Below are 23,902 nucleotides of genomic sequence, written 5' to 3'. Positions count from 1 at the left end.
CGGCTCAGACCTCCTTGAAGAGCGCGTCGGTGGTGGTGACGACCGCGCAGCGGCCGGCGGCCCAGCGCAGGGCCATGTCGTGGTCCGCACGGGAGAAGTCGGCGACGGCGTCGGCGACGACGAACGCCTGGATGTCCCGCTGCCACGCGTCGCAGGCGCTCATCAGCACGCCGATGTGCGCGTACACCCCCACGACGACGAGCTGGTCGCGGCCCGACGCGCGCAGCAGTTCTTCGAGTTCGGTACGGACGAACGCGCTGTACTTCCACTTGGTGAGGACGGTGTCCCCGGGCTCGGGGGCGACGGCCTCGGGCATGGCAAGGGCCTGCGGGTCGTCCGCGACGCCCGGTCCCCAGAAGTCGAGCTGGAGGCCGCGCTCTTCGGGGCTCTGGCCGCCGCGCTGGGCCGAGTAGACGACGGGCACACCCAGGCGCCGGCACTCCTTCACCAGCCGTGACGCGTTGTCGAGCATGCCGGTCAACGGCTGCTCGCCGGCCGGGAAGGCACCGAGGAAGTGGTGTTGCAGATCGTGGACGAGCAGCACGGCGCGCGACGGGTCCGCGGTCCAGGCGACGCGGTTCGCCGGCAGCTCGTCCCCGGCCGGCAGGGGGTAGGGGGCGATGGCGGGAAGTGCCATGGGAGGGACCTTTCAGTGCTGCTCGGCGGTGGCCGCGGTGGACCGCAGCCCCTTCTTGCTGACCTTGCCGATGCCGGTCTGCGGGAAGGCGTCGACGAACTCGACGAGATCGGGGACCTTGTACGCGGCGATACCGCGCTCACGGACGAAGCGCTTGACGGCGGCGGGCTTCAGCGGCTCCGCCCCCTCGCGCAGGATGACGTAGGCGAGGGTGCGTTCGCCGAGGTAGTCGTCGGGCACGGCGACGATGGAGACGTCGTGCACGGCGGGGTGGGCCAGGATGAGGTTCTCGACCTCCTCCGGCGCGATCTTCTCGCCGCCCCGGTTGATCTGGTCCTTGGCCCGGCCCTCGACGACGAGGTGGCCCGTCCCGGTACGGCGCACGATGTCGCCGGTGCGGTAGAAGCCGTCCTCGGTGAAGGCCGTCGCCTGGTGTTCCGGGGCGCGCCAGTAGCCGCGGATCGTGTACGGCCCCCGGGTGAGCAGATGGCCGAACTCGCCCTCGGCGACCTCCTGTCCGGCGGCGTCGACGATCCGGATCTCGTCGTCCGGGGAGATGGGCCGACCCTGCGTCGTGACGACGGTCTCCTGGTCGTCGTCGAGCCGGGTGTAGTTGACCAGTCCCTCGGCCATGCCGAAGACCTGCTGGAGCCGGCAGCCCAGGGCCGGTTCGAGACGCCGCGCCGCCTGCTCGCTGTACTTGGCGCCGCCGACGAGCACCACGTCCAGGCTCGACAGGTCGCACGCCGACTCCGGTGCGGCTTCCGTCCACACGAGGGCCAGCGGCGGCACCAGACCCGTCATGGTGATCCGTTCCCGCTCGATCAGCGGGAAGGCGGTCGCCGGATCGGGCCGGGGACACAGCACGGCCGTGCCTCCCGCGTACAGCACGCCGAGCCAACCGGGCGAACTCATCGGGAAGTTGTGCGCGGCCGGCAGCGCCACGAGGTACCGGGTGTCCGCGTCGACACCGCAGATCTCGTTGGAGCCCCACAGGGAGTAGAGGTAGTCGTCGTGCGTGCGGGGGATGAGCTTGGGCACGCCCGTCGTCCCGCCCGACAGCTGGAGGAACGCCAGCTCGTGCGGCTTCGGCCCGTCCGGTGTCGCGACCGGGTCGCACGGGACATCGGACAGCGCGGTGTGCTCGGCCGGGTCGCCGACGACGAAGACGTGCCGCAGGCTCGGCGTCCGCGCCTTGACCTTCGTGGCGAGCGCGCGGTGGTCGAAGCCCGCGTGCCGGTCGGGAATGACGTACGCGGTGGCCTCCGCGAAGGAACAGAAGTAGCCGATCTCCGTCTCCCGGTGCGCGGGCAGCGCGTAGACGGGCAGCGCGCCGATCCGGAACAGCGCGAAGACCACCTCGATGAACTCACCGGTGTTGGGCAGCTGCACCACGACCCGGTCGCCCTTGGCGATCCCGCGCGCCGCGAACCCGGCGGCCAGCCGGTCGGCGCGCTCGTCCAGTTCCCGGTAGGTCCAGGTGCGCCGCGCGGGCGCCGGGTCGACGAGTGCGGTGCGTTCGGGGCGGGCGGCGGCGCGCTCGCGGAGCATTCCGCCGAAGGTCTCGCCGCGCCAGTATCCGGCGGCGCGGTAGCGCTCGGCGAACTCGGCGGGCCAGGTGGGGGCGTCGAGGCCCGGAGTGGTGGCGGGAGCGGGGCCGGTGGTGCTCACAGTGCGGCTCCCACGGCGCTGAGGAAGGTGCGGAACTTGGCTCCGGTCTCGGCGGTCTCGGCCCGCGGCGAGGAGTCGGCGACCACACCGGCGCCCGCGAACAGCCGCAGCCGGCGGCCCTCCGCCTCGGCACAGCGGATCGTCACGACCCATTCACCGTCGCCGTCCGCGTCCTGCCAGCCGACCATGCCGGTGTACGGGCCCCGGTCGAAGGGTTCCGACGCGGCGATGACGGCCCGCGCCACGTCGGTCGGCGTACCGCACACGGCCGGCGTCGGGTGCAGCGCGGCCGCCAGTTCCAGCGCGGAGACGGCCGGGTCGGCCAGCTCGCCGGTGACCGTGGTCGACAGATGCCACATGGCCGCGGTGCGCACGAGCGTCGGGCGCTCGGGCACCTCCAGTCCCGTGGAGTACGGGGCGAGCGCCGAGCGTACGGCGTCGACCACGACCGCGTGCTCATGGAGGTCCTTCGAGGACTCCAGAAGCGCGGCCGCGTGCCGGACGTCCTCGGCCAGGTCGGCGCTGCGCGGAGCGGAACCGGCCAGCGGATTGGCGACGAGGCGTCCGCCCCGGCGGGCGACGAGCAGTTCGGGGCTGGCGCCGATCAGCGTGCGGCCCCGGCCGCTGGGCACGGCGAAGGTGTAGCCGGCCGGGTCGCGGCGGGCCAGCCGGCGCAGCATGGCGGTCAGGTCCGGCTCGTGCCGCGCCGTCAGTTCCAGCGTCCGGGCGAGCACCACCTTGTCGAACTCTCCGGCCCGCATCCGCGCGACCGCGGCGGCGACGGCCTCGCCGTACCGCTCGGCCGACGGCACCTCCCGCACCTGCCAGTCGATGTCCTCGGCGGCCGGCACGGGCAGGGCGACGAGGGGGTCCTCGTGCAGCGGCGGCGCCCATCGCACGGAGTCCGGGACGGCGAGCGCGTGCGGGGCGTCCGGGGCGAACGGCAGCGAACCGACGACGATCGGCGCGGCGGCGCCGGCGCGCCGCCGCGCGTCGAGGGTTTCGCGCACCCGTTGTACCAACGGCCTGCTGTCGTGGGGTATTTCGGCGGCGGTGCCGTGCGCGAGCAGGGTGTGGCCGGGCGCCGCGAGGAACCGGTCCGTACCGGGGCGGTAGGCGTCGAGCAGGGCGGTGGCGGCACCGGGGGCGAGCAGCGGCGGAAGGGTGGGGTCCGGGGGTGGTGCGGTGGGTTCGCACACAGAGGCAGACATGGGTGACTCCAAGCGAAAGGTGACGAGCTGAGGCCGGGAGAGGCGGGAGGAGGAGCGGGCCGGTTCAGGCGCGCAACGTCGCTCCGCCGTCGACGTACAGGTCGTGCATCGTGATGTGCCGGGCACGGTCGGAGGCCAGGAACGCCACGGCCTCGGCGATGTCGGTGGGGTCGGCGATCCGGCCGAGCGGGATTCCGGTGCGGTGCGTCGCGAGGTCGCCCGCGACGACGCGCCGTGCGGCGGCCTCCTCACCCTCCGCGTCGGAGGCCGTCCACAGGGCGCGCTGCATGTCGGTGAGGGTCGAGCCGGGGGAGACGGTGTTGCAGCGGACGCCCCGCGCCGCGACCTCCAGGCCGAGGCATTTGGTGAACATGACGGCCGCGGCCTTGGAGGCGGCGTAGGCGGACATGCCCATCCGGGGCACACCGGCCGCGTTGGACGCCACCGTGACGACGCTGCCGGAGCCCCGTTCGGCCATGCGGCGGGCCACGGCCCGTGAGACGTGGAAGACGCCGTGGGTGTTGACGTCGAAGGTGGCCGCCCAGTCCTCATCGGTCAGCTCCACGACGGACGAACTCCGCAGGATTCCGGCGACGTTGACCGTGATGTCCAGCGGCCCGAGGGTGTCCTCGGTCTCGGCGACGAGAGCCTCGACCGCACCCGCGTCCGTGACGTCGAGCGTGCGGGCGGTGAGGTGGCCGGCGTACTCCTGGGCGAGCTTTCCGATGCCCTCGGGAGCGAGATCGGTGGCGACGACGCGGGCGCCGCGGGCGACGAGTGCCCGCGCCACCGCCTCGCCGATGCCCCGGCCCGCCCCTGTCACGAGAGCCGTCCGCCCCGCGAGTTCCTGGTCGACGGGGATCACTTGACCATGGCCTTGCGGATGTCGCCGAGCACCGAGACGGCTGCCTCGGCGCCGCCCAGGCTCGTCCACTTGGAACCGTCGATCATGGTGGCGTGCTTGTCGTGCACGGCCTTGAGCTGCTGGTAGGCGGGCTTCGTGGCCAGCTTGTCCAGCAGGCCGGCGTCCGGTCCCGCGGTGGACAGGGTGCCGATGAACAGCCAGTCGCCGTCGATCTCCTTGAGGTTCTCGTCGCTGATCGGCGTCGAGTGGCCCTCGCCCTTCTCGTTCTGGACGCCCGGCCGCTTGAAGCCCAGGTCCTTCAGGACGTCGCTGATGAACACGCCCTGCTGCATGACGGCCGTGCCCTTCGCCGAGTAGCGGGCCACGGACACGCGCGTACCGGCCCGGTCGCCCAGCTCCTTCTTCAGCGCGCCGACCTTGGTGTCATAGCCGGTGAGGAACTTCTCGGCCGCGTCGTCCTTGCCGAGCGCCTTGGCGGTGAGTTGGAGGGCCTTCTTCCAGTTCTTGCTGCGGTCGACCGTGACCACGGTCGGGGCGATCCGCCGCAGTTGCTTGAGGACCTGGGCGTCGGCCGTCTGGCCGGCGAGAATGACGTCGGGTCTGGACCGTACGACCTTCTCGATGTCCGGGCCGGTCACCGCGCCCACGACCGGTATGCCCTTCGCGCGGTCCGCGAGGTAGCCGGGGGCGCCGTGCTGGCCACGGCCCGCGGTCAGTCCGACCGGCTTGACGCCGAGGGTGAGCGCGGAGTCCAGGTCCATCTCGCTGAGGGCGACCACGCGCTTGGCCGCGGCCGGCACCTTCACCGTCGTGCCGGTCGCGTCGGTGAGCCGCACGGTCCTGCCGGCCGCGTCATCGGCGCCGGCGGCGGGCTCGGACGACCCGCAGGCGGTGGTGGTCAGCGCACAGGCGGCGAGGAAGGTGGCCGCGACGGCAGGGCGGGCGAGGCCGCGGGAAGAGAAGCGCAACATGGCCTGAGAGCTCCGTTGTTCGATGAGGGGGTGAGTCCGGGAAGTGCACACACGTCTCGGTTGTCGCACGCGAATTAGCGCGACAAAGCCTGCTTTATCGGGCATTACCGCCGTCTAGTTCGCAGAGCGTAGCTTAGGTTAGGCTAACCATATGTCAATCACGCAAGGGGAACGGCCGGAAACGGACGGTATCGATCGCCCCGGGGAACCACCCCGGTCGCGCCCCGCCGTCCGGGCGGCCGCCGGGCTCGCCGCCCTGCTGCTGGTGCTCGTGCTGCTCTCTCTGCTCATCGGCACCGGATCCAGTTCCGCGGCCCGCGCCTGGGACTACCTGCGCGGCGACCCCGCCGCACACGCCGACGCCCAACTCCGCCTCGCGGTCATGGACGTGCGCCTCCCGCGCACGCTCGCCGCCGTGCTCGTCGGCGTCTGCCTCGGCACGGCCGGATGTCTGCTCCAGGCCGCGACCCGCAATCCGCTCGCCGAGACCGGACTCCTCGGGGTCAACTCCGGTGCGGCCTTCGCCGTCGTGCTCGGACTGACCTTCTTCGGCGTGACCTCGTCCTCGGGGCTGCTGCTGTGGGCCCTGTTGGGCGGCATGGCGGCAAGTGCCGTCGTGCTCCTGTTCGCCGGGTCCGGCCGCACCGCCGGCTCGCCGCTGCGGCTCGTCCTCGCCGGAGCCGCGCTCGGCGCCACCTTCCACGGCATGACCTCGTATGTGCTGCTCGGCACCCAGTCGACCTTCGACACCTACCGCTACTGGACGATCGGCTCCCTCGCCGGAGTGCAGATGTCCGACCTCGTGCCCCTGCTGCCCGTGGTGGCCGTCGGCCTGCTCACCGCCTTCGGCTGCGCCCGCCCCCTGTCGGCACTCGGCCTCGGCGACGACAGCGCCCGCTCACTGGGCCACCACCCCGGCCGGGTCCGCCTGGTCGTCGCGGCAGCCGTCTCGCTGCTGGCCGGCTGCGCGGTCGCGGTGGCCGGGCCCATCGCCTTCCTCGGACTGCTCGCCCCGTACGCCGCCCGCGCACTGGCCGGCGCACGGATGACCGCCCAACTCGCGCTGTCCGCACTGATCGCGGCCGACGTCATGATCCTCGCCGACATCCTCGCCCGGGTCGTCATCCGGCCCTGGGAGACACCGGTCAGCGTGCTCCTCGCCTTCGTGGGCGGACCGTTGCTCGTCTGGATCGCCCGCTCGTCCCGGCTGTCCACCGCGGGGGCCTCGGCATGACAGTCTCCGGCACACAACCTGCCGTCACCCCGCCGGACAGCACGGTGCTGCGCGCCGGCACCCTCTCCTGGCTCTTCCCGCGCCGCAGCGCCCTCGCCGCCGCGATCCTCGTACCACTGGTGCTCGTCCTCACCGCCCTTGCGGTCGTGGCGAGTTCCACCGGGATGCCGCTGTCGCAGACGCTCTCCGGACTGCTCGGCACCGGCGACCCCGGGACCGTCATGATCGTGCGCGACTTCCGGCTGCCGCGCGTCGTGGTCGGCATCATGGTCGGCATGGCCCTGGGCATCGCCGGCTGCCTGACCCAGACTCTCGCCGGCAACCGGCTCGCCACCCCCGACCTCATCGGCGTCAACGAGGGCGCCACCGCTGCCGTCGTGGCCTCTGCCGCCGGTTCGGCGACGGGGATGGCCGGCGCCTGGTGGCTCGGCCCGCTCGGCGCCGTCGCCGCCGCGGTGGTGGTCGTGCTGTGCGCGGGCGGTGCGGGCAGCCGCGGCTACCGCGTCCTCGTGGTCGGTATCGGCGTCTCCACGTTCATCGGAGCGGTGAGCGACCTCATCATGTCCCGCGAGAACGACAACACCGCGGGCGGAGTGTTCCTCTGGGCCGTGGGCAGCCTCAACGGCCGCGACGAGAGCGTGGGGCAGCCTCTGTTGGCCGCCCTGCTGCTCCTGGTCCCGCTCGCCCTCGTCGCCGGACACCGGCTCCAACTGCTGCGCTTCGACGACGACATGGCCGCCTGTCTCGGCGTCGACCTGCGGCGGGTGCGGGCCGTCGCGCTCGCCCTCGCCGTCGCCCTCGCCGGCATCGCGGTCGGCATCGGCGGGCCCATCGCCTTCGTCGCCCTCGCCGCTCCGGTCCTCGCCCAGCGCCTCAGCGGCCCCACCCGGGTGCCCGTACTGGGCTCCGCACTCGCCGGCGCCGCCCTCATCACCGCGGCCGACGCACTCGGCCGGGTCGCCGCTCCCGTCGAAATACCCGTCGGCGTCGTCACCAGCGTCCTCGGCGGACCCTTCCTCCTCTGGGTCCTCCTCCGCTCGGACCGGACCACCGGAAAGGCATGACCAGCATGACCGCAACTCCCGGGCTCGAAGTACGCGCGCTGACGTCCGGCTACTCCGGCCGCACCGTCGTCGGCAAAGCCGAATTCACCCTCCCCAAGGGGCATGTCGCCGCCATCGTCGGCCCCAACGGCTGCGGCAAATCCACCCTGCTGCGGACCATCGCCCGACTCCACCGCCCGGACACCGGCACGGTCCACGCCGACGGCGCCGACATCTGGCGCCTCGGCCGGCGGGAGGCCGCCCGCCGCATCGCCCTGCTGCCCCAGTCCCCGCGCGCACCCGAAGCCGTCACCGTCGCCGGGCTCGTCCGCTACGGCCGCCATCCCCACCAGGGCCTGCTGCGCCAGTGGTCACGCGAGGACGAGCAGGCAGTACGCCAAGCGCTGGCGGACACCGGCACCACACAGCTCGCGGCCGAACGCCTCGACCGGCTCTCCGGCGGCCAGCGACAGCGCTGCTGGCTCGCGATGGTGCTCGCCCAGCACACCCCCGTCGTCCTGCTCGACGAACCCACCAGCGCCCTCGACCTCGGCCACGTCGTCGACGTACTCGAACTCGTCCGCAAGGTCGCCGCCACCGGCCGCACCGTCGTGATGGTGCAGCACGACCTGGCCGCCGCCGCCCGCTACGCCGACACCGTCATCGCGATGAAGGCAGGCCGCATCATCGCCCAGGGCAGCCCCCACGACACGGTCGACGAGGCCCTCGTCAAGGAGCTCTACGCCCTGGAGGCCGACATCCTCCGAGCCCCCGGCGACGACTCGCCGGTCGTTGTTCCCCGTAGCCGCCAGACCTTGTGAGGGGCTCGCGGGCGAGGGCAAGACCGCCCCTCTGCCCGGCGGCGGAGCTGCTCTGCAACCATCCGTCGGCAGGGAATCTCGACGAGAACAGGATGGAAGCAGGATGGGAAGCAGACGCGTCATGGCGATGCAGAGGTATGCGGGGCAGATGGGGCAGCTGCGGCGGGTGCGAGTCATGCGAGTACGGCGAGTACCGCGAGTGAACGGCACGGCGTTGTTACTCGTCACGGCACTGCTGGCATACGGGAGTTCCACCGGCGTGGCCGTGGCTCAGGCTCAGCCGACGGCCGCGGGCGGTTACCTCCCGGGTGCGGTGATGTCTCCGCCGCGTACACCGGGGCCCGTTGCACCCGCGAGTGCGCACCTCAGGGTCAGCGAGGGGCAGGTCGGTGAGGTCGGGCCCGGTGGCACCCTCACCTACCCCAGTGTGACCAGCTGTCTGACGGTGACCGTCCGTCTCCAGGACGGTGGCATGGTGGGTGCGCACGCCAGCCTGTTTCAGGTGCCGGGGGAGTACCGGTCGGATCGGATCCTCGCCGCGGTCGGGCAGCGGATCGGGGGCCGGGGGGTACGCGCGGTGGAGGTCAGGGGTGCCGTCGGTGCCTGGGATCCGAGCTACTTCACCAAGGCGATCGAGAGTTACCCGGAGGGCGCGCAGGTGCCCGTACCCACTGAGCCCGACCCGGACGGCCTGGCCAGGGCGGTGGCGGACGGACTCGGCGTGCCGCGGGGAAAGGTGACGGTCGAGGATCTGCCCGACGGCGACCAGACGGTGGGGTGAGCCGGCCCGGCCGCGAACGCGGCGGGCGCGGAGCAGCCTCAGTTCTGCTCCGCGCCCGTCCGGCGGCCACCGGGGCCCTCAACCCCGGCGGCGTACCGGGACCCCTCAGTCCCGGTCGTATGTGTGGAATCCCCGGCCCGTCTTGCGGCCGAGCAGTCCCGCCTCCACCATCCGCAGGAGCAGCGCCGGCGGTGCGTAGAGGGGTTCCTTGAATTCGTCGTAGAGGGATTGTGCGATGGAGGCCACGGTGTCCAGGCCGATCAGGTCGGCGAGTTTGAGCGGGCCCATGGGGTGGGCGCAGCCCAGCTCCATGCCCGCGTCCACGTCGGCCGCGGTGGCGAAGCCGGACTCGGTCATCCGGACCGCCGAGAGCAGGTAGGGGATGAGCAGGGCGTTGACGACGAAGCCGGCCCGGTCCTGGGACCGTACGACTGTCTTGGCGAGGGTGCCGGTGACGAATGCCTCGACGGTGGCGACGGCTGCGGGCGCGGTGTGCAGGGAGGCGACGACCTCGACGAGCGGGAGCACCGGGACGGGGTTGAAGAAGTGCAGCCCCAGGACGCGGTCCGCGCGGCGGGTGGCCATGCCGAGCCGCATGACGGGGATGGCCGAGGTGTTGGTCGCCAGGATGGCCTCCTCGTCCTCGACGATCTTGTCGAGGGCGGCGAAGACGTCGGTCTTGGCCTCGGTGTTCTCGACGATGGCCTCGATGACGAGGTGGCGGTCGGCGAGGTCGTCGAGGCTGCCGGTGAAGACCGTCCGGGTCAGCGCGTCCTCGGCCGAGATGCGGTCCAGTTTGCCGCGCTGGACGGCGCGTTCGAGGGAGACGGCCATCCGCTCGCGGGCGGCCCGGGCCGCGGTCGCGTCGGCTTCGCAGACGACGGTGTCGAGGCCTGCGCGGGCGCACACCTCGGCGATGCCCGCGCCCATCTGGCCGCCGCCGACCACACCGACCCGCCGGATCGTGGTGTGCGGTGCGGCGCTCATGCCGTGACTCCTGCGTGCTGGACGAGGTGGCGGGCGTAGGCGTCCGGGGTGAAGAAGGCGGGCAACTCCCGGGCGAGCGCGGTCCGTTCGAAGAGTGTCCGGACCTCGTCGAGCCGCGCCCAGGGGTACTCGGCTCCCAGTGCGGCGATCTCGTCGTCGAGCAGAGCGAGCACCGTGTCCCGTTCGACGGCGCCGTGCCGCAGCCACTGCCAGATCTGCGCCCGGGCGATCTCGGCGGCCGCCGCGTCCTCCATCAGCCCGTCCAGTGCCACGGCGCCGGTGCCGCGCAGCCAGGCGTCGAAGTAGCGCAGCGCGACGGAGATGTTGGCGCGCACGCCTTCCTCGGTGGGCGGTCCCGCGGTGCGCCGGACGGCCAGCAGTTCGTCGGCAGAGACGTGCACGTCGTCCCGGGTGCGGTCGATCTGGTGCGGGCGCCCGTCCAGCACGCCGTCGAAGATGTCGCGGCAGAAGGGGACGAGACCGGGGTGGGCCACCCACGTCCCGTCGAAGCCGTCCTCGGCCTCGCGCTCCTTGTCGAGACGCACCTTGGCGAGCGCCGCCCCGTCGGCCTGCGCGTCGTGGCCGGGGACGTGGGCGGCCATGCCGCCGATGGCGTGCGTGCCGCGCTTGTGACAGGTGCGCACGAGGAGTTCGGTGTAGGCGCGCAGGAAGGGCGCCGTCATGGTGACCTTCGTCCGGTCGGGGAGGGAGAAGTCGGGGCGGTGCGCGAAGATCTTGATCAGGCTGAAGAGGTAGTCCCAGCGCCCCGCGTTGAGCCCGGCACTGTGTTCGCGCAGCTCGTAGAGGATCTCCTCCATTTCGAAGGCCGCGGTGACCGTCTCGATCAGGACGGTGGCACGGATGGTGCCCCGCGGGATGCCGAGCAGATCCTGGGCGAAGACGAACACGTCGTTCCACAGGCGGGCGTCGTAGGCGTTCTCCAGCTTGGGGAGGTAGAAGTACGGGCCGGATCCGGCGTCGATCTGGCGCTGTGCGCAGTGGAAGAAGTACAGGCCGAAGTCGACGAGCGAGGCGGGCACGGGGCGCCCGTCGACGAGGAGGTGCTCTTCGGTGAGGTGCCAGCCCCGCGGGCGCACGACGATGGTCGCGAGCTCCTCGCCGAGCCGGTACTCCCTGCCGTCGGGCGTCGTGAAGTCGATCCGCCGCTCGATGGCGTCCCGCAGGTTCAGGTGGCCGCCGATGATGTTGTCCCAGGTGGGGGAGGTGGCGTCCTCGAAGTCGGCCAGCCACACCTGCGCCCCGGAGTTGAGCGCGTCGATGGTCATCCGCCGCTCCGGCGGCCCGGTGATCTCCACCCGGCGGTCGGCGAGACCCGGCGCGGGCGGGGCGACCCGCCAGTGCGGATCGGCGCGGAGGGCGGAGGTGGCCAGTGAGAAGTCGAGCGGGGATCCGGACGAGAGGCGAAGGGTGCGGCGGCGGCGCTCGGTGAGGACGTCGCGGTACCGGTCGGTGAAGGTCCTGGCGAGGCGCCCGATGAAATCGAGGGCGGCGGGCGTGAGGATCTCGTCGAAGCGGTCGCCCGGGGCGCCGAGCACCTGGACACGGCTGGTGAGTTCGGTGGTGGACATGCGCATCTCCTCAACGGGCGCGGTGGAGCGGGGGACGGTGGGGGCCGGACGCACACGGTCGTCGTCCGGCCCTCACCTGGTGATGGGGCGGCCGGCTGCCTACGTGCCGAGCCACGGGGGCCGACGGCCGGGCCGGCGGGCCGGGTCAACAGCCGGGCCAAGGGCTGGGCCGATGGCCGGGTCAACAGCCGGTTCAACGGGCCCGGGTCGCCCGGAGAGGCCGGGCCGTTCCTAGTGGAACTGCTCCTCTTCGGTGGAGCCGCGCAGCGCGGTGGTCGAGGAGGCCGGGTTGAGGGCGGTGGAGACCTGGTCGAAGTAGCCGGTGCCGACCTCGCGCTGGTGCTTGACGGCGGTGAAGCCCTGCTCCTGGGCGGCGAACTCCTTCTCCTGGAGGTCGACGTAGGCCGTCATACCGGACTCGGCGTAGCCGCGGGCCAGGTCGAACATCGCGTGGTTGAGGGAGTGGAACCCGGCCAGCGTGATGAACTGGAAGCGGTAGCCCATCGCGGCCAGTTCCCGCTGGAACTTGGCGATCTGGTCGTCGTCGAGGGCGGCCTTCCAGTTGAAGGACGGCGAGCAGTTGTAGGCGAGCATCTGGTCGGGGTGCTCGGCGTGGATGGCCTCGGCGAACTCCCGGGCCTGCGCCAGGTCGGGGGTGCCGGTCTCCACCCAGATGAGGTCCGCGTACGGGGCGTAGGCCAGGCCGCGGGCGATGACCGGGGCCATGCCGTTCTGGACGCGGTAGAAGCCCTCGGCGGTCCGCTCGCCGGTGACGAACTGGGCGTCGCGCTCGTCGATGTCGCTGGTGAGGAGATTGGCGGCGAGCGCGTCCGTACGGGCCACGATCACGGTCGGCACATCGGCGATATCGGCGGCGAGGCGGGCGGCGTTGAGGGTGCGGATGTGCTGCCCGGTGGGCACCAGGACCTTGCCGCCCAGGTGCCCGCACTTCTTCTCGGACGCGAGCTGGTCCTCGTAGTGGATACCGGCGGCGCCGGCCTCGATCATCGCCTTGGTCAGCTCGAAGGCGTTGAGCGGCCCGCCGAAGCCGGCCTCGGCGTCGGCGACGATCGGCGCGAGCCAGTCGGTGGTGTCCGATCCGCCCTCGGCGGTGGCGATCTGGTCCGCGCGCAGCAGCGCGTTGTTGATCCGGCGCACCACCTGCGGGACGGAGTTGGCGGGGTAGAGGCTCTGGTCGGGGTAGGTGTGGCCGGCCTGGTTGGCGTCGGCCGCGACCTGCCACCCGGAGAGGTAGATGGCCTGGAGGCCGGCCTTGACCTGCTGGACCGCCTGGCCGCCGGTCAGAGCGCCGAGCGCGTGGATGTAGTCCTGCTCGTGCAGCTGCCGCCACAGCCGTTCGGCGCCGCGCCGGGCCAGCGTGTGCTCCTCGCGGACACTGCCGGACAGCCGCACCACATCCCCGGCGGTGTAGGTCCGCTCGATCCCCTTCCAGCGCGGGTCCGTTGCCCACCGCTGCGCCAGCTCCTCGGCCGTCGCCTTCGTCGTCCCTGCCTGCGTCATGACCGTCTCCCGGATCGCGTGAAGTGCATCGTGCTTGTCGTGCTTGTGAAGCGTGCAAACGGCATGTCACTTGGTGCCGTCATGTGTGGAACACGGCCCGCCGCCCCGCCCGGTGTGTGGAACGGTGAGCAATGCGCCCGGAGCGCCGGGCCGAGCTCTCGAATCGTGCGACGTCAGGGCGTGAAATCGCTGTGGAGTCCCGGTCCGGCTGCCGCGGTGCGGCGGGCCGTAGGACGACTCTGGCAGTGGCACTGAGTGCCAACAAGCGTGGATGGATGCCAACTTCCGCGCATCTTTCCGCGGCACTTTGTTAAGTTTGCCAACGTCGCCTGAGGGGGCTGTTCCGCGTAGGCTCGGGCATCGTCGAAGGGGAGTTCCGGTGAGCAAGATCTATGCGGGTGCGCGGCTGAGGCGGCTGCGGGAGGAGCGCAGGCTCAGTCAGGCGGAGCTTGCGCGGAGGCTGGAGATCTCGCCCAGCTACCTCAACCAGATGGAGCACGACTCACGGCCGCTCACCGTCCCGGTGCTCCTGCGGCTGACCGAGACCTTCGGCGTCGACGCGAGCTTCTTCTCGGAGCGGGACACCAGCCGTCTCGTCGCCGACCTGCGCGAAACCCTCGCGAACGAGGTCTCCACGGCCCAGGTCTCCCCGTCCGACCTGGCGCAACTGGCCACCCAGATGCCGGCCGCGGCCTCGGTCCTGCTGGAGCTCGGCCGGCGCAATCACGCCCTGACCCAGCAGCTGGCCGTGGCGGCCGAGGGCCGGGACGGGCACGAGTTGGCCCTGCCGCGGTCGCCGCATGAGGAAATCCGGGAGTTCTTCTACCGGCGGCAGAACTACCTCCACGAGGCCGACCTGGCCGCGGAGGGCCTGGCCCGCGACATCGGCATCCGCCCCGGCGAGGTCCTGCGGGTCCTGTCCGCACGGCTCACCGAACACCACGGGGTACGCATAGCGTCGGACGCGGAACAACCGCACCATTACGACCCCGTGGCCCGGGTGCTCCATCTGTCCGGCCGGCTGCGTCCGGGCCAGCAGGCCTTCCGCATGGCCACCCAGCTCGCACTGCTCGAATTCGGCGACGAACTGTCCGCGCTGGCGGCCGAGGACTACGCGGAGGGCTCCGACACCTGGTCGCTCGCCCGGATCGGCGTGGCGAACTACTTCGCCGCCGCACTGATCCTTCCCTACCGCGCCTTCCACACCGCCGCGGAGGAGGTCCGCTACGACATCGAGCGGCTCACCGACCAGTTCGGCCTCGGCTACGAGACCGTCTGCCACCGCCTCAGCACGCTCCAGCGCCCCCGGCTCCGCGGAGTACCGTTCTCCTTCGTCCGCGTCGACCGGGCCGGCAACATGTCGAAGCGGCAGTCCGCCACCGGCTTCCACTTCTCGCGCGCCGGTGGCACCTGCCCGCTGTGGAACGTCTACGAGGCGTTCGCCGCTCCCGGCCGTATCCACGTCCAGATCGCCGCCATGCCGGACGGCCGGCGCTATCTGTGGACCGCCCGTGCCGTCACCCGCCACCGCGGTGGCTGGGGCGAGCCCGGCAAGACCTTCGCCATCGGCCTCGGCTGCGAGATCCGCCACGCCTCCCGGCTGGTCTACTCCGACGGCCTCGACCTCGACAACACCGCCGCCGCCACGCCCATCGGCATGGGCTGCCGCATCTGCGAGCGCCTCGACTGCCCCCAGCGCGCCGTCCCTCCGCTGGGGCAGCCGCTGGCCATCAATGAGAACAGCAGCACCTTCGTGCCCTATCCCGTGGCGGACCGACCGGCCTGAGCCGTCGACTCCTGGACCCGGTCGGCTCCCGGTCTCAGCCTTCCGCCGCGGACAGCCGGGTCGCCTCACCCGGCAGCACGGGGTCGCCCGCCTCGACAGAGTGCAGGACGTGGGCCAGGACCTCCGCACCCCGCACCACCCGGGGGCCCGGCCGGTTGAAGTAGGCGGGCCCGTCCAGGACCCAGACCGCGTCGTTGCGCACGGCGGGCAGCTCGTCCCAGCCCGGCAGTTCGGTGAGCAGATCGCGCTCCCGCAGTGTCCGGTCGGGGCTGAAGCCGCAGGGCAGTACGAGGAGGACGTCGGGGCGTGCGGCGCGTACCGCGGCCCACTCCATCGGTTTGGTGTGCTCGCCCGGCGCCGCCAGCAGCGGCGTGCCGCCTGCGCAGGTGATCTGCTCCGGAACCCAGTGCCCCGCGGGCCAGAGCGGGTCGAGCCACTCGATGGCCACCACGCGCGGCCGCGGCCGCCCGGCGGTCAGCCGCTCCACCTCCGCCAGGCGTGCGCGCAGCTGCTCCCGCCGCCGCTCGGCTCGTTCGCGTACGCCCAGCAGTGCGCCCACCGTGACCAGGCAGTCCAGCACATCGCCCAGGGTCCGCGGCTCCACGCTCAGCACCCTGGTATCGGCGTCCAGGATCCGAACGGCTTCGGAGACGCTGCGGTACGACACCGCGCACACGTCGCACAGGTCCTGGGTGAGAACCACGTCCGGAGCGAGGTCGGCGAGGGCCTGAGTGTCGAGGGTGTAGAGCGAGGAGCCCGCGTGCGTGGCGCCGCCCACCGCGTCGGAGATCTCCCGGCTGCTCAGGGTGTCCGCGGAGAATTCGGCAGCCGTGACGACGGGCACCCCGGCGACTGCCTCCGGCGGCCAGTCGCATTCGTGGGTGCGTCCCACCAGATCCGCGGTCAGACCGAGCTCGGCCACGATGTCGGTGGCCGCGGGGAGCAGCGAGACGATGCGCATGCTCCGAGCCTAGAGCGGCCTCTGCCTTTGGGTAGAGACGGATCGTCCGCAAGGCGCAGGGAAACCCGTCGCAAAGCCCCCGATAATCGACGGCATGTCGTCCAGCGCTCCACCGGTCAGCGAGAACCGCCCGTCCCGCAGCCCCTTCGCGGGGCCGGGAGAGCAGGGGCGGCAGCTGTGGCGTGCGGCGGGCGAGGCGGTCCTGGCCGGGGCGCTGGTGCTGCTCACGTACCAGGGTGAGTTGTGGATCGAGGCGCGGCTGATGGGCGGGGCGCCGGCCCTGGCGCTCGTCGGCGTGGTGCTGGTGCTGGTGCGACGCCGGTTCCCGGTGGCCGGTGTGCTCGGGCTGGCGGCGCTGATGGGGGTGGTGCCCGCGGTGGCGCTGCTGACCGCGGTGGCCTCCTACACGGCGGCCCGGCAGCTGGAGACGCCGCGACGGCGTGCCGGGCTGCTGCTCGGGGCGGCTGCCTCGGCGATGGCGGTCTGTGCGGTGTCCGCGCCCCATCTGGAGCTGGGCAGCTGGCTGTTCGGGCTGGCGCTGAGCTCGGTGCTCGCCGTCATCACGGTCGTCGTGCCGGGGCTGGTCGGCATCGCCGCGGGGCAGCAGGACCGGTTGCTGCGGGCGTTGCGGGAGCGGACGGCCGCCGCCGAGGAGGCGCAGCGGCTCGCGGACAGCGAGTCCCGTGTGCGGGAGCGGTCGCGTATCGCTGCGGAGATGCACGATCTGGTCGGGCACCGGCTGAGCCTGGTCTCCCTGCACGCGGGCGGACTGGAGATGGCGCTGCTCAGGGAGGCACCCGGTCTGCGGGACGAGGCCGCCGTGGTGGGCCGTGCCGCCCGTGACGCGATGCAGGAGCTGAGGGAGGTGCTGGGGGTCCTGGGCCCGTTGGCCAGGGATACCGGCACCGATGCGCTGACCGACGCGACGGGTACGCGTGCGGACATCGAGGCGCTGGTCGAGGAGTCGCGCGGGGTCGGCATTCCCGTCGAGTTCTGCTGGGAGGGGCAGGATCTCGACGCGCGTCCCGCCCGGGTGCGGCGGGCGGTGCACCGGGTGGTGCGTGAGTCGCTCACCAACGTGCACCGGTACGCGACCGGGGCCCATGTGACCGTCGCCGTCCGGCATACCGACGAGCGGGTGGAGGTGCGGGTACGCAACGGCGTGCCGCCCGTACCGCCCGCCGCCGCGACCGGGCTCGGTTCCGGGCGCGGGCTGACCGGGCTGCGGGAGCGCGTGGCGCTGCTCAACGGCAGCCTGGAGGCACACCGGACGCCCGGTGGCGGCTTCGCCGTGACGGCCGGCCTGCCCGCCGACCCCGGGCCCGGAACGGAGACGGGGGAGACGGCGGAGACGGCACCGTACGACGACGGGCCGGCCGCCGTCTACGCGCCCGGCAGCGGGCTCTCCGCCTTCCAGCGGCGCCTTGCCGGCGCCGTCACCGGGCTGCTCGGCCTCGTGGGAGTGGGCGTGATGATGCTGTTCGGGGTCTTGCTGGTGTCCCACTCACGCTATGACCTGGCGTACCGGAGCCCCGAAAAGCCCCGGGTGGGGATGGCCAAGGAGCAGGTGCGGCGCGCCGTGGCACCGGACGACGACATGGCGCGCGCGGCCGCCGCCGGGCGCGAGCCGCCGCGGCCGGCTTCCGCCACGGGCTGCCTGTACCCCTACACGGACCGGGCCGAAGGCGGGCGGCTGGAGATCGTCCGTTACTGCTTCGGGACGGACACGCTGATCGCGATTGACCGTTTCACGGTCCCTGTAGTGACCGAAAAGGCGACCGAACCGCCCCATGGAAGCAGGAAGCATGACTGACCAGGCCAACTCCCCGGGCTCCGGGACGGGTTCCGTGATCCGGGTGCTGCTCGCCGACGACGAGGAGATGATCCGGCACGGCCTCCGGCTGATCCTCCGGAACACCGACGGCATCGAGGTGGTGGGCGAGGCGGCGAACGGCGCCGACGCCGTCCGGCTCGCCGCCGAGCACCGGCCCGATGTGGTGCTCCTCGACATCCGTATGCCCGTACTCGACGGGCTCGCGGCCATCGAACCGCTGGTCGCCCTCACCCCCGCACCGCAGGTGGTCATGCTCACCACCTTCGGCGACGAGGAGAACGTCACCAGGGCCCTGCGGGAAGGCGCCACCGGCTTCCTGCTCAAGGACGAGAGGCCGCAGGAGCTGATCAGCGCGGTACGGGCCGCGGCCGCGGGGGACGCCGTGCTCTCACCGGGCGTCACCGGGACCGTCATCCGCCGGATGCTGAGCGGCGGCTGGGCCGGTGCCGGGCCCGCGGCCCCGGACCGCAGGGTGGCGGGGCTGACGGACCGGGAGCGGGAGGTGCTGGTCACCCTGGGGGAGGGGCTGTCGAACGCGGAGATCGGCAGTCGGCTCGGCATCGGCGTGGGGACGGTCAAGAGCCATGTCCGGTCGATCCTGGAGAAGACGGGATCCAGCGGCCGGGTGCAGGCGGGGCTGCTGGCGCACCAGGCCGGGCTGATGGGCTGAGCGCCTCCCGGGTCGGGGCATCGGCTCTCCGGGCAGGCCGGGCTGTCGGCTCTCTCTTCGGGCAGAGGCGCCATGGTCCGTGAGGAGGACAGGACCGCGGCGGGTCCGCCGTTGGGCAGGCGGCGCAGTCCCGACCTGAGGGCGACGGATCCGGGGGTGCCTCGCGGCCACGATGGTCGGGAGCCCCGCACCCCTCCCAGGAGTACCCATGTCGCACCCTGCCACTGCCGCCACCCGCCTCGGCGCCGCGTCCGGCGTCGCCGCCCGCGCGACGGGACTGACCAAGATCTACGGCGAGGGCGAGACCCGCGTCGTCGCCCTCGACTCGGTGACCGTCGAGTTCGGACGAGGCCGGTTCACCGCGATCATGGGGCCGTCAGGCTCCGGCAAGTCGACGCTGATGCACTGCATGGCCGGGCTCGACACCCTCTCCCAGGGATCGGCCCGGATCGGCGACACCGAGCTGTCCCGCCTGGGAGACCGTCAGCTCACCAGGCTCCGCAGGGAGAAGATCGGCTTCGTCTTCCAGGCGTTCAACCTGCTGCCCACGCTGAACGCCGTCGAGAACATCACGCTGCCGATGGATATCGCCGGCCGCAAGCCTGACCAGGAATGGCTGGAGCTGATCGTGGGGACCGTCGGGCTCGCCGGGCGGCTGCGGCACCGCCCCTCGCAGCTCTCCGGCGGCCAGCAGCAGCGGGTCGCCGTGGCCCGCGCGCTGGCCGGGCGTCCGGAAATCATCTTCGCGGACGAGCCGACCGGCAACCTCGACTCCCGTTCCGGTGCGGAGGTCCTGGGCTTTCTGCGGGACTCCGTACGCGAGTTGGGGCAGACGGTCGTGATGGTCACCCACGACCCGGTGGCCGCCTCCTACGCGGACCGGGTGGTCTTCCTCGCCGACGGGCGGCTCACCGACGATCTGCCCGCCCCCACGCCTGAGTCCGTGCTCGACCGCATGCGGCTCTTCGACACCGAGGGACGGACGAGCTGACGCGGCTCTCGCGCACGGCATCCCTTCCCGTAATCCGGTGATCCCGTAGGGCCCCCTGCCTCCACGGCTCATCTCCAGCTACCTCAAGACACTTCCCGGTACCTCCCGCTACCTCCCGCTGTCTCCGGCTACCTCCAGGACTGACCACCACCATGCTGCGTACCGCCCTGCGCAACGTCCTTGCGCACAAAGCCCGATTGATGATGACCGCACTCGCGGTCCTGCTCGGTGTCGCCTTCGTCTCCGGCACCCTGGTCTTCGCCGACACCACGGCGACCGCCTTCCGCAACGCCTCCGCCAAGAGCCTCAAGGGCGTGGCCGTCTCCGTGCGAGCGGAGGGGGACCCCGCCACCCCGGCAGGTGAAGAGGAAGGGCAGCGGACCACCTCCCTGGACGCCGCGCTGGCGCGGAAGATCCGCGCGCTGCCCGGCGTCGCCTCGGTGCGCCCCACGGTCAACGGCGAGGCCACCTTGGCCGCCAAGAACGGCCGCCCGGTCAACGCCGGCAACGACTCACAGAACCTGGCCACCAACTACCTGCGGGACAAGGACGGCAAGGACAGCCACTTCCCGCTGAAGGAAGGCCGCGGCCCGGCTGCCGAGGGCGAGTTGGCACTGGACGCCAAGACCGCCGAGAAGGCCGGCTACCGGCTCGGCGACACGGTCCGCTTCGCCACCGACGGGCCCGCCCTGACCAAGAAGCTGGTCGGCATCGTCACCACGGACGACCCTCAGGTCACCGCCGGCGGCACCCTGACGCTCTTCGACACCGAGACCGCTCAGAAACTGTTCCGCCATCCCGGCCAGTTCGACGAGATCGCGGTCGCGGCCCAGGACGGTACCGACGAGCGCACGCTGACCGACCAGGTGCGCACGCTGCTTCCCGGCAAGGGCGTCCGCGCCACCAGCGGCGCGGACCTGGCCGCCGAGCAGTCCGCCCAGATCGCCGAGAACACCCAGTCCCTCACCAAGACACTGCTGGTCTTCGCCGGAATCGCGCTGTTCGTCGGGGTGTTCCTCATTGCCAACACCTTCACCATGCTCATCGCCCAGCGCAGCCGCGAGATCGCGCTGATGCGGGCCGTGGGCGCCTCGCGCCGCCAGGTCGTCCGCTCCGTCCTCATCGAGGCCGCACTGCTCGGCCTCGTGGCCTCCGCCGCCGGCTTCGCGCTAGGCCTCGGCATCGCCACCGTCTTGCGCCCGCTGCTCAACACGACCGGTGCCGGACTGCCCGACGGGCCGCTGGTCATCACGCCCGCGGCCCCGCTGTCGTCCCTCGCGGTCGGCGTCGTCGTCACCGTCCTGGCCGCCTGGCTGCCGTCCCGCAAGGCCGCGAAGATCGCCCCCGTAGCGGTGCTCAGCAGCGTCGACCAGGCCCCGCCCGCCCGCGCCCTGGTGGTCCGCAATGTGCTCGGCACGCTGCTCACCGCGGCCGGGGTGCTGGTGATGTTCTACGTCTCCACGCTCACGACCAGCACCGAGCCCCATCTGATGACCGCGATGCTCGGGGGCGTACTGACCCTCCTCGGCGTGATCGTGCTGGCCCCACTGCTGTCCAGGCCACTGATCTCCCTGGCGGGCAGGGCCACCACCCGATGGTTCGGCGTCAGCGGCAAGCTGGCCAAGGAGAACGCCCTGCGCAACCCGCGCCGCACCGCCGCCACCGCATCGGCCCTGATGATCGGGCTCGCCCTGATCACCGGCCTGACCGTCGGCGGGCACTCCGCCCAGCGCGCCATGGACGGGGAAGCCACCCAGGGCCTGGCCGCCGACTACAAGGTCACCAACAGCACCGCCCGCGGTCTCGACGCGGACGCGGCCGGCAAGGTCGCCCGGGTGCCCGGGGTCGCCGCGGCCGCCCCCGTCACCTCGGCGGGTCTCGACACCCGGGGCCGGTACGCCGTGATCACCGGCACGGACCCGAAGGCGTTCGGCGAGGCCGCGCGACTCGACTTCCAGGCAGGCACGTTGGACGACATCGGGCCCGGGAGGATCGCGGTCTCCGACGAGTTCGCCGAGCAGGCCGGGCTCCACGTCGGCGGCACCATCGACGCCGAGCTGGGCAGCGGCACGGACTCCGGTACGGACATCGGTACGGACACAGGTACGGCCTCCGGTACGAACCCCGGTACAGGCACCGGCAAGAACACCGGTACCGACACCGGAAAGGCCCGGAAGAAGCTGACCGTCGTCGGCATCTACACCAGGACCCGCGCAGCCGACGACGCGCTGGGCACGCTCTCCGACGTGCTCCCGTACTCCACCAGCTCCCAAGAACTCGAGAACGTACTGGTCAAGGCCGAGACCGGCCAGGCCCCCGGCCTGGAGCGGAAGATCCGCGCCGCGCTCGGCGACAGCCCGTTGCTGAAGGTCCGAAGCCAGGAGCAGCTGGTCAAGGAGAACAACGGGCCCTTCACCACGGTCCTCAACATGATGTACGGGCTGCTCGGCATGGCCGTCATCATCGCGATCCTCGGCGTCGTCAACACCCTGGCCATGTCGGTCTTCGAGCGCACCCGCGAGATCGGAATGCTGCGGGCCATCGGCCTCGACCGCACCGGGATCAAGCAGATGGTCCGGCTGGAGTCGGTGGTGATCTCCCTGTTCGGCGCGGCGCTCGGGATCGGCACGGGCATCTTCCTGGCCTGGGCCGGAGGCAGCCTGATGACGACGTCGATGCCGCTGTACGAGACGGTCCTGCCGTGGGGGAGCCTGGGCGTTTTCCTGGTGCTGGCACTGGTGATCGGAGTCCTGGCCGCGATCTGGCCGGCCCGCCGGGCGGCCCGACTGAACATGCTGCACGCGATGCAGTCGGCCTGAGCCGGGCCGGCGGGGACCGCAGGTCCGGTGGGGACAGCCCCACCCCCGACTGGGGGGTGGGGCACATGGCCGCCGTCCCTGCCGACAGGAAGTCTTGGGGCATGAGACAACACGGATCGGCTCTCGCCGCATTACTCCTCTCGCTCGGCGCGGTGGTCGCCGCCGCGCCCCCGTCCTCGGCACAGCCGCCGGTGCCCGCCCTGGAACGCGACGCACACCCGCTGCGTACCACCGAGCCCCAGGGGGACCTGGGCGACCTGCGCCCGGTCGGCCGGATGGTGAAGGACGCCCGGGTGGTGGGGCTGGGCGAGGCCACCCACAGTTCCCATGAATTCTTCGCCATGAAGCACCGGGTCTTCCGTTACCTCGTCGAGGAGAAGGGCTTTCGCAGCTTCGCCCTGGAGGGAAGCTGGAGCTCCGGATTACGGCTCAACGACTATGTGCTGCACGGCAAGGGCGATCCACGGCGGATCATGCGCGAGGAGTTCCAGGACATCTACTCCTGGTGGAACAACACCGATTACCTGAACCTGCTGACGTGGATGCGAAGTTACAACTGCCGGCATCCGCACGATCCGGTGCAGTTCATGGGCGACGACTTCGGGTACGCCGGTCCGGAACCCTATGACAGGGTGACCGGCTATGTGGCCAAGGCCCACCCGGCGTTGCTGCCCCGCTTTGCCCAGCTCTACCGCGGCCTGCGGCCCACGACCACCGTCGACGCCCATATGAAGGCGTATCTGAAACGGCCGCTGGCCGAACGGAAGGCGATAGCCGGCCGGACCGGACGCGCGCTGGAACTGCTCAAGCAGCAGCGGCCCGGCGCGGGGACGGAGAAGAAGGCGCACGCCTGGGCCGTACAGCACGCCACCGCCATCGACCAGACGGCCAGGGGATACGCCTTTGCCTTCGACGACCCGCGGCAGGTCGCGGAAGGCATGCGCTACCGCGATGCGGTCATGGCGGACAACGTGGCCTGGTGGCAGAAACACACCGGGGACAAGACCGTGCTGTCGGCTCATGACGCACATGTCGCCCTGGAGACCAGTGACCCGACGCACTACCCCAAGGTGCAAGGGAGCTTCCTGCGCGACAAGTTGGGCAAGAGCTATGTGAGCATCGGCACCACCTTCGACCGGGGGTCGTTCCATGCCACCGGAGCCGACGGACAGGTGCGGGTGTACACCCTGGGCCCCGCGAAACCCGGCAGCAATGAGTACACCCTGGACCGGGTACGCCACCGCGACTACGTCCTGGACCTGCGAAGCGCCCCGCCCGCGGCCCGCGCCTGGCTGGCCACGGCCCGTCCCACCAGGAGCATCGGCACGGAGTACCCCGGCCCCGGCGTGGAGTACCGGATCGCGCTCGCGCGGTCGCACGACATCATCGTCCATCTGCACCAGGTCGGTGCCGCCCGGCTGCTGGCCGCCCCCTCACCCGTCGGGAAGTGAGCCGCCGGCATCCTCTACGGCGGACCGGGCGCGGGCGGTCAGCGGGGCGAGGGCGTGTC

Annotated in this window: 19 protein-coding genes; 10 read left to right on the top strand and 9 right to left on the bottom strand. The window is 71.9% G+C overall.

All coding sequences use genetic code 11. The features are described from left to right. Nucleotides 1–4: 4 nt before the first annotated feature. From M8I34_RS03195 to M8I34_RS03175, 5 genes are all read right to left on the bottom strand, one after another. The gene (locus M8I34_RS03195) at nucleotides 5–637 is read right to left on the bottom strand and encodes an isochorismatase family protein (protein ID WP_250047760.1); all 633 of its coding nucleotides are present in this window, start codon (nucleotides 635–637) and stop codon (nucleotides 5–7) included. A 12-nt stretch (nucleotides 638–649) separates the two neighbouring features. Further along, a complete protein-coding gene (locus M8I34_RS03190) occupies nucleotides 650–2,308 on the bottom strand; it encodes a (2,3-dihydroxybenzoyl)adenylate synthase (RefSeq protein ID WP_250047759.1) in 1,659 nt (552 codons plus the stop codon). Continuing rightward, a complete protein-coding gene (locus tag M8I34_RS03185; RefSeq protein WP_250047758.1) occupies nucleotides 2,305–3,519 on the bottom strand; it encodes an isochorismate synthase in 1,215 nt (404 codons plus the stop codon). Before M8I34_RS03185 ends, M8I34_RS03190 begins: the two co-directional genes overlap by 4 nt. A gap of 64 nt (nucleotides 3,520–3,583) precedes the next feature. Beyond that, nucleotides 3,584–4,381, bottom strand: coding sequence for a 2,3-dihydro-2,3-dihydroxybenzoate dehydrogenase (locus M8I34_RS03180; protein WP_250047781.1), 798 nt, complete (start codon nucleotides 4,379–4,381; stop codon nucleotides 3,584–3,586). After that, nucleotides 4,381–5,355: an iron-siderophore ABC transporter substrate-binding protein gene (locus M8I34_RS03175; RefSeq protein ID WP_250047757.1), complete on the bottom strand. Its 975-nt coding sequence runs from the start codon at nucleotides 5,353–5,355 to the stop codon at nucleotides 4,381–4,383. The genes M8I34_RS03180 and M8I34_RS03175 overlap by 1 nt, the downstream gene beginning before the upstream one ends. A 151-nt stretch (nucleotides 5,356–5,506) precedes the next feature. On the opposite strand from M8I34_RS03175, the gene M8I34_RS03170 reads away from it, so the two are divergent. From M8I34_RS03170 to M8I34_RS03155, 4 genes are all read left to right on the top strand, one after another. Continuing rightward, entirely contained in the window at nucleotides 5,507–6,589 is a 1,083-nt protein-coding gene (locus M8I34_RS03170; RefSeq protein WP_250047756.1) for an iron ABC transporter permease, read from the top strand. After that, on the top strand, nucleotides 6,586–7,653 hold the full coding sequence (locus M8I34_RS03165) for an iron chelate uptake ABC transporter family permease subunit (RefSeq protein WP_250047755.1): 1,068 nt from the start codon (nucleotides 6,586–6,588) through the stop codon (nucleotides 7,651–7,653). The genes M8I34_RS03170 and M8I34_RS03165 overlap by 4 nt, the downstream gene beginning before the upstream one ends. Continuing rightward, nucleotides 7,650–8,453 carry an ABC transporter ATP-binding protein gene (locus tag M8I34_RS03160; RefSeq protein ID WP_250047754.1) on the top strand — a complete coding sequence of 268 codons (804 nt, stop codon included), beginning with the start codon at nucleotides 7,650–7,652 and terminating at the stop codon, nucleotides 8,451–8,453. The genes M8I34_RS03165 and M8I34_RS03160 overlap by 4 nt, the downstream gene beginning before the upstream one ends. Before the next feature lie 103 nt (nucleotides 8,454–8,556). Beyond that, nucleotides 8,557–9,234: a hypothetical protein gene (locus M8I34_RS03155; protein WP_250047753.1), complete on the top strand. Its 678-nt coding sequence runs from the start codon at nucleotides 8,557–8,559 to the stop codon at nucleotides 9,232–9,234. 105 nt (nucleotides 9,235–9,339) lie between these two features. On the opposite strand, the gene M8I34_RS03150 is transcribed toward M8I34_RS03155, so the two are convergent. The 3 genes from M8I34_RS03150 to aceA form a co-directional block, all read right to left on the bottom strand. Further along, nucleotides 9,340–10,221 (bottom strand): 3-hydroxybutyryl-CoA dehydrogenase, encoded by an 882-nt coding sequence (locus M8I34_RS03150; RefSeq protein ID WP_250047752.1) that lies wholly within the window; start codon nucleotides 10,219–10,221, stop codon nucleotides 9,340–9,342. Then, the gene (gene aceB / locus M8I34_RS03145) at nucleotides 10,218–11,810 is read right to left on the bottom strand and encodes a malate synthase A (RefSeq protein ID WP_250047751.1); all 1,593 of its coding nucleotides are present in this window, start codon (nucleotides 11,808–11,810) and stop codon (nucleotides 10,218–10,220) included. Before aceB ends, M8I34_RS03150 begins: the two co-directional genes overlap by 4 nt. Nucleotides 11,811–12,041: 231 nt before the next feature. Beyond that, nucleotides 12,042–13,331: an isocitrate lyase gene (gene aceA, locus M8I34_RS03140; RefSeq protein ID WP_250047750.1), complete on the bottom strand. Its 1,290-nt coding sequence runs from the start codon at nucleotides 13,329–13,331 to the stop codon at nucleotides 12,042–12,044. Nucleotides 13,332–13,710: 379 nt separating this feature from the next. On the opposite strand from aceA, the gene M8I34_RS03135 reads away from it, so the two are divergent. After that, nucleotides 13,711–15,117 (top strand): short-chain fatty acyl-CoA regulator family protein, encoded by a 1,407-nt coding sequence (locus tag M8I34_RS03135; RefSeq protein ID WP_250047749.1) that lies wholly within the window; start codon nucleotides 13,711–13,713, stop codon nucleotides 15,115–15,117. A 34-nt stretch (nucleotides 15,118–15,151) separates the two neighbouring features. On the opposite strand, the gene M8I34_RS03130 is transcribed toward M8I34_RS03135, so the two are convergent. Next, complete coding sequence (locus M8I34_RS03130; protein WP_250047748.1) at nucleotides 15,152–16,078, bottom strand: cobalamin-binding protein; 927 nt, start codon at nucleotides 16,076–16,078, stop codon at nucleotides 15,152–15,154. A gap of 94 nt (nucleotides 16,079–16,172) precedes the next feature. Between M8I34_RS03130 and M8I34_RS03125 the strand changes: the two genes are divergently transcribed. The 5 genes from M8I34_RS03125 to M8I34_RS03105 all read left to right on the top strand — a co-directional run bounded on the left by M8I34_RS03125 (nucleotide 16,173) and on the right by M8I34_RS03105 (nucleotide 23,843). Continuing rightward, entirely contained in the window at nucleotides 16,173–17,891 is a 1,719-nt protein-coding gene (locus M8I34_RS03125) for a sensor histidine kinase (protein WP_250047747.1), read from the top strand. Next, the gene (locus M8I34_RS03120) at nucleotides 17,884–18,582 is read left to right on the top strand and encodes a response regulator transcription factor (protein WP_250047746.1); all 699 of its coding nucleotides are present in this window, start codon (nucleotides 17,884–17,886) and stop codon (nucleotides 18,580–18,582) included. The genes M8I34_RS03125 and M8I34_RS03120 overlap by 8 nt, the downstream gene beginning before the upstream one ends. Nucleotides 18,583–18,790: 208 nt before the next feature. Further along, nucleotides 18,791–19,573 carry an ABC transporter ATP-binding protein gene (locus M8I34_RS03115; RefSeq protein WP_250047745.1) on the top strand — a complete coding sequence of 261 codons (783 nt, stop codon included), beginning with the start codon at nucleotides 18,791–18,793 and terminating at the stop codon, nucleotides 19,571–19,573. 152 nt (nucleotides 19,574–19,725) lie between these two features. Further along, nucleotides 19,726–22,392: an ABC transporter permease gene (locus M8I34_RS03110; protein ID WP_250047744.1), complete on the top strand. Its 2,667-nt coding sequence runs from the start codon at nucleotides 19,726–19,728 to the stop codon at nucleotides 22,390–22,392. 101 nt (nucleotides 22,393–22,493) lie between these two features. Next, nucleotides 22,494–23,843 (top strand): erythromycin esterase family protein, encoded by a 1,350-nt coding sequence (locus M8I34_RS03105; RefSeq protein WP_250047743.1) that lies wholly within the window; start codon nucleotides 22,494–22,496, stop codon nucleotides 23,841–23,843. Nucleotides 23,844–23,902: the final 59 nt, after the last annotated feature.

The sequence above is a fragment of the Streptomyces sp. MCA2 genome (assembly GCF_023544705.1).
GTDB lineage: Bacteria > Actinomycetota > Actinomycetes > Streptomycetales > Streptomycetaceae > Streptomyces > Streptomyces decoyicus.
Note: the sequence above shows the minus strand (reverse complement) of the source record. Positions and strands in the feature narration are given on the sequence as shown.

Excerpts from the sequence above, each read along its gene's own strand:
- M8I34_RS03150 (WP_250047752.1), bottom strand. The coding sequence starts at position 10,221 with ATGAGCGCCGCACCGCACACCACGATCCGGCGGGTCGGTGTGGTCGGC.
- M8I34_RS03130 (WP_250047748.1), bottom strand. The coding sequence starts at position 16,078 with ATGCGCATCGTCTCGCTGCTCCCCGCGGCCACCGACATCGTGGCCGAG.
- M8I34_RS03175 (WP_250047757.1), bottom strand. The coding sequence starts at position 5,355 with ATGTTGCGCTTCTCTTCCCGCGGCCTCGCCCGCCCTGCCGTCGCGGCC.
- M8I34_RS03195 (WP_250047760.1), bottom strand. The coding sequence starts at position 637 with ATGGCACTTCCCGCCATCGCCCCCTACCCCCTGCCGGCCGGGGACGAG.
- M8I34_RS03125 (WP_250047747.1), top strand. The coding sequence starts at position 16,173 with ATGTCGTCCAGCGCTCCACCGGTCAGCGAGAACCGCCCGTCCCGCAGC.
- M8I34_RS03165 (WP_250047755.1), top strand. The coding sequence starts at position 6,586 with ATGACAGTCTCCGGCACACAACCTGCCGTCACCCCGCCGGACAGCACG.
- M8I34_RS03105 (WP_250047743.1), top strand. The coding sequence starts at position 22,494 with ATGAGACAACACGGATCGGCTCTCGCCGCATTACTCCTCTCGCTCGGC.
- aceB (WP_250047751.1), bottom strand. The coding sequence starts at position 11,810 with ATGTCCACCACCGAACTCACCAGCCGTGTCCAGGTGCTCGGCGCCCCG.
- M8I34_RS03170 (WP_250047756.1), top strand. The coding sequence starts at position 5,507 with ATGTCAATCACGCAAGGGGAACGGCCGGAAACGGACGGTATCGATCGC.
- M8I34_RS03115 (WP_250047745.1), top strand. The coding sequence starts at position 18,791 with ATGTCGCACCCTGCCACTGCCGCCACCCGCCTCGGCGCCGCGTCCGGC.
- M8I34_RS03120 (WP_250047746.1), top strand. The coding sequence starts at position 17,884 with ATGACTGACCAGGCCAACTCCCCGGGCTCCGGGACGGGTTCCGTGATC.
- M8I34_RS03185 (WP_250047758.1), bottom strand. The coding sequence starts at position 3,519 with ATGTCTGCCTCTGTGTGCGAACCCACCGCACCACCCCCGGACCCCACC.
- aceA (WP_250047750.1), bottom strand. The coding sequence starts at position 13,331 with ATGACGCAGGCAGGGACGACGAAGGCGACGGCCGAGGAGCTGGCGCAG.
- M8I34_RS03110 (WP_250047744.1), top strand. The coding sequence starts at position 19,726 with ATGCTGCGTACCGCCCTGCGCAACGTCCTTGCGCACAAAGCCCGATTG.
- M8I34_RS03160 (WP_250047754.1), top strand. The coding sequence starts at position 7,650 with ATGACCAGCATGACCGCAACTCCCGGGCTCGAAGTACGCGCGCTGACG.
- M8I34_RS03155 (WP_250047753.1), top strand. The coding sequence starts at position 8,557 with ATGGGAAGCAGACGCGTCATGGCGATGCAGAGGTATGCGGGGCAGATG.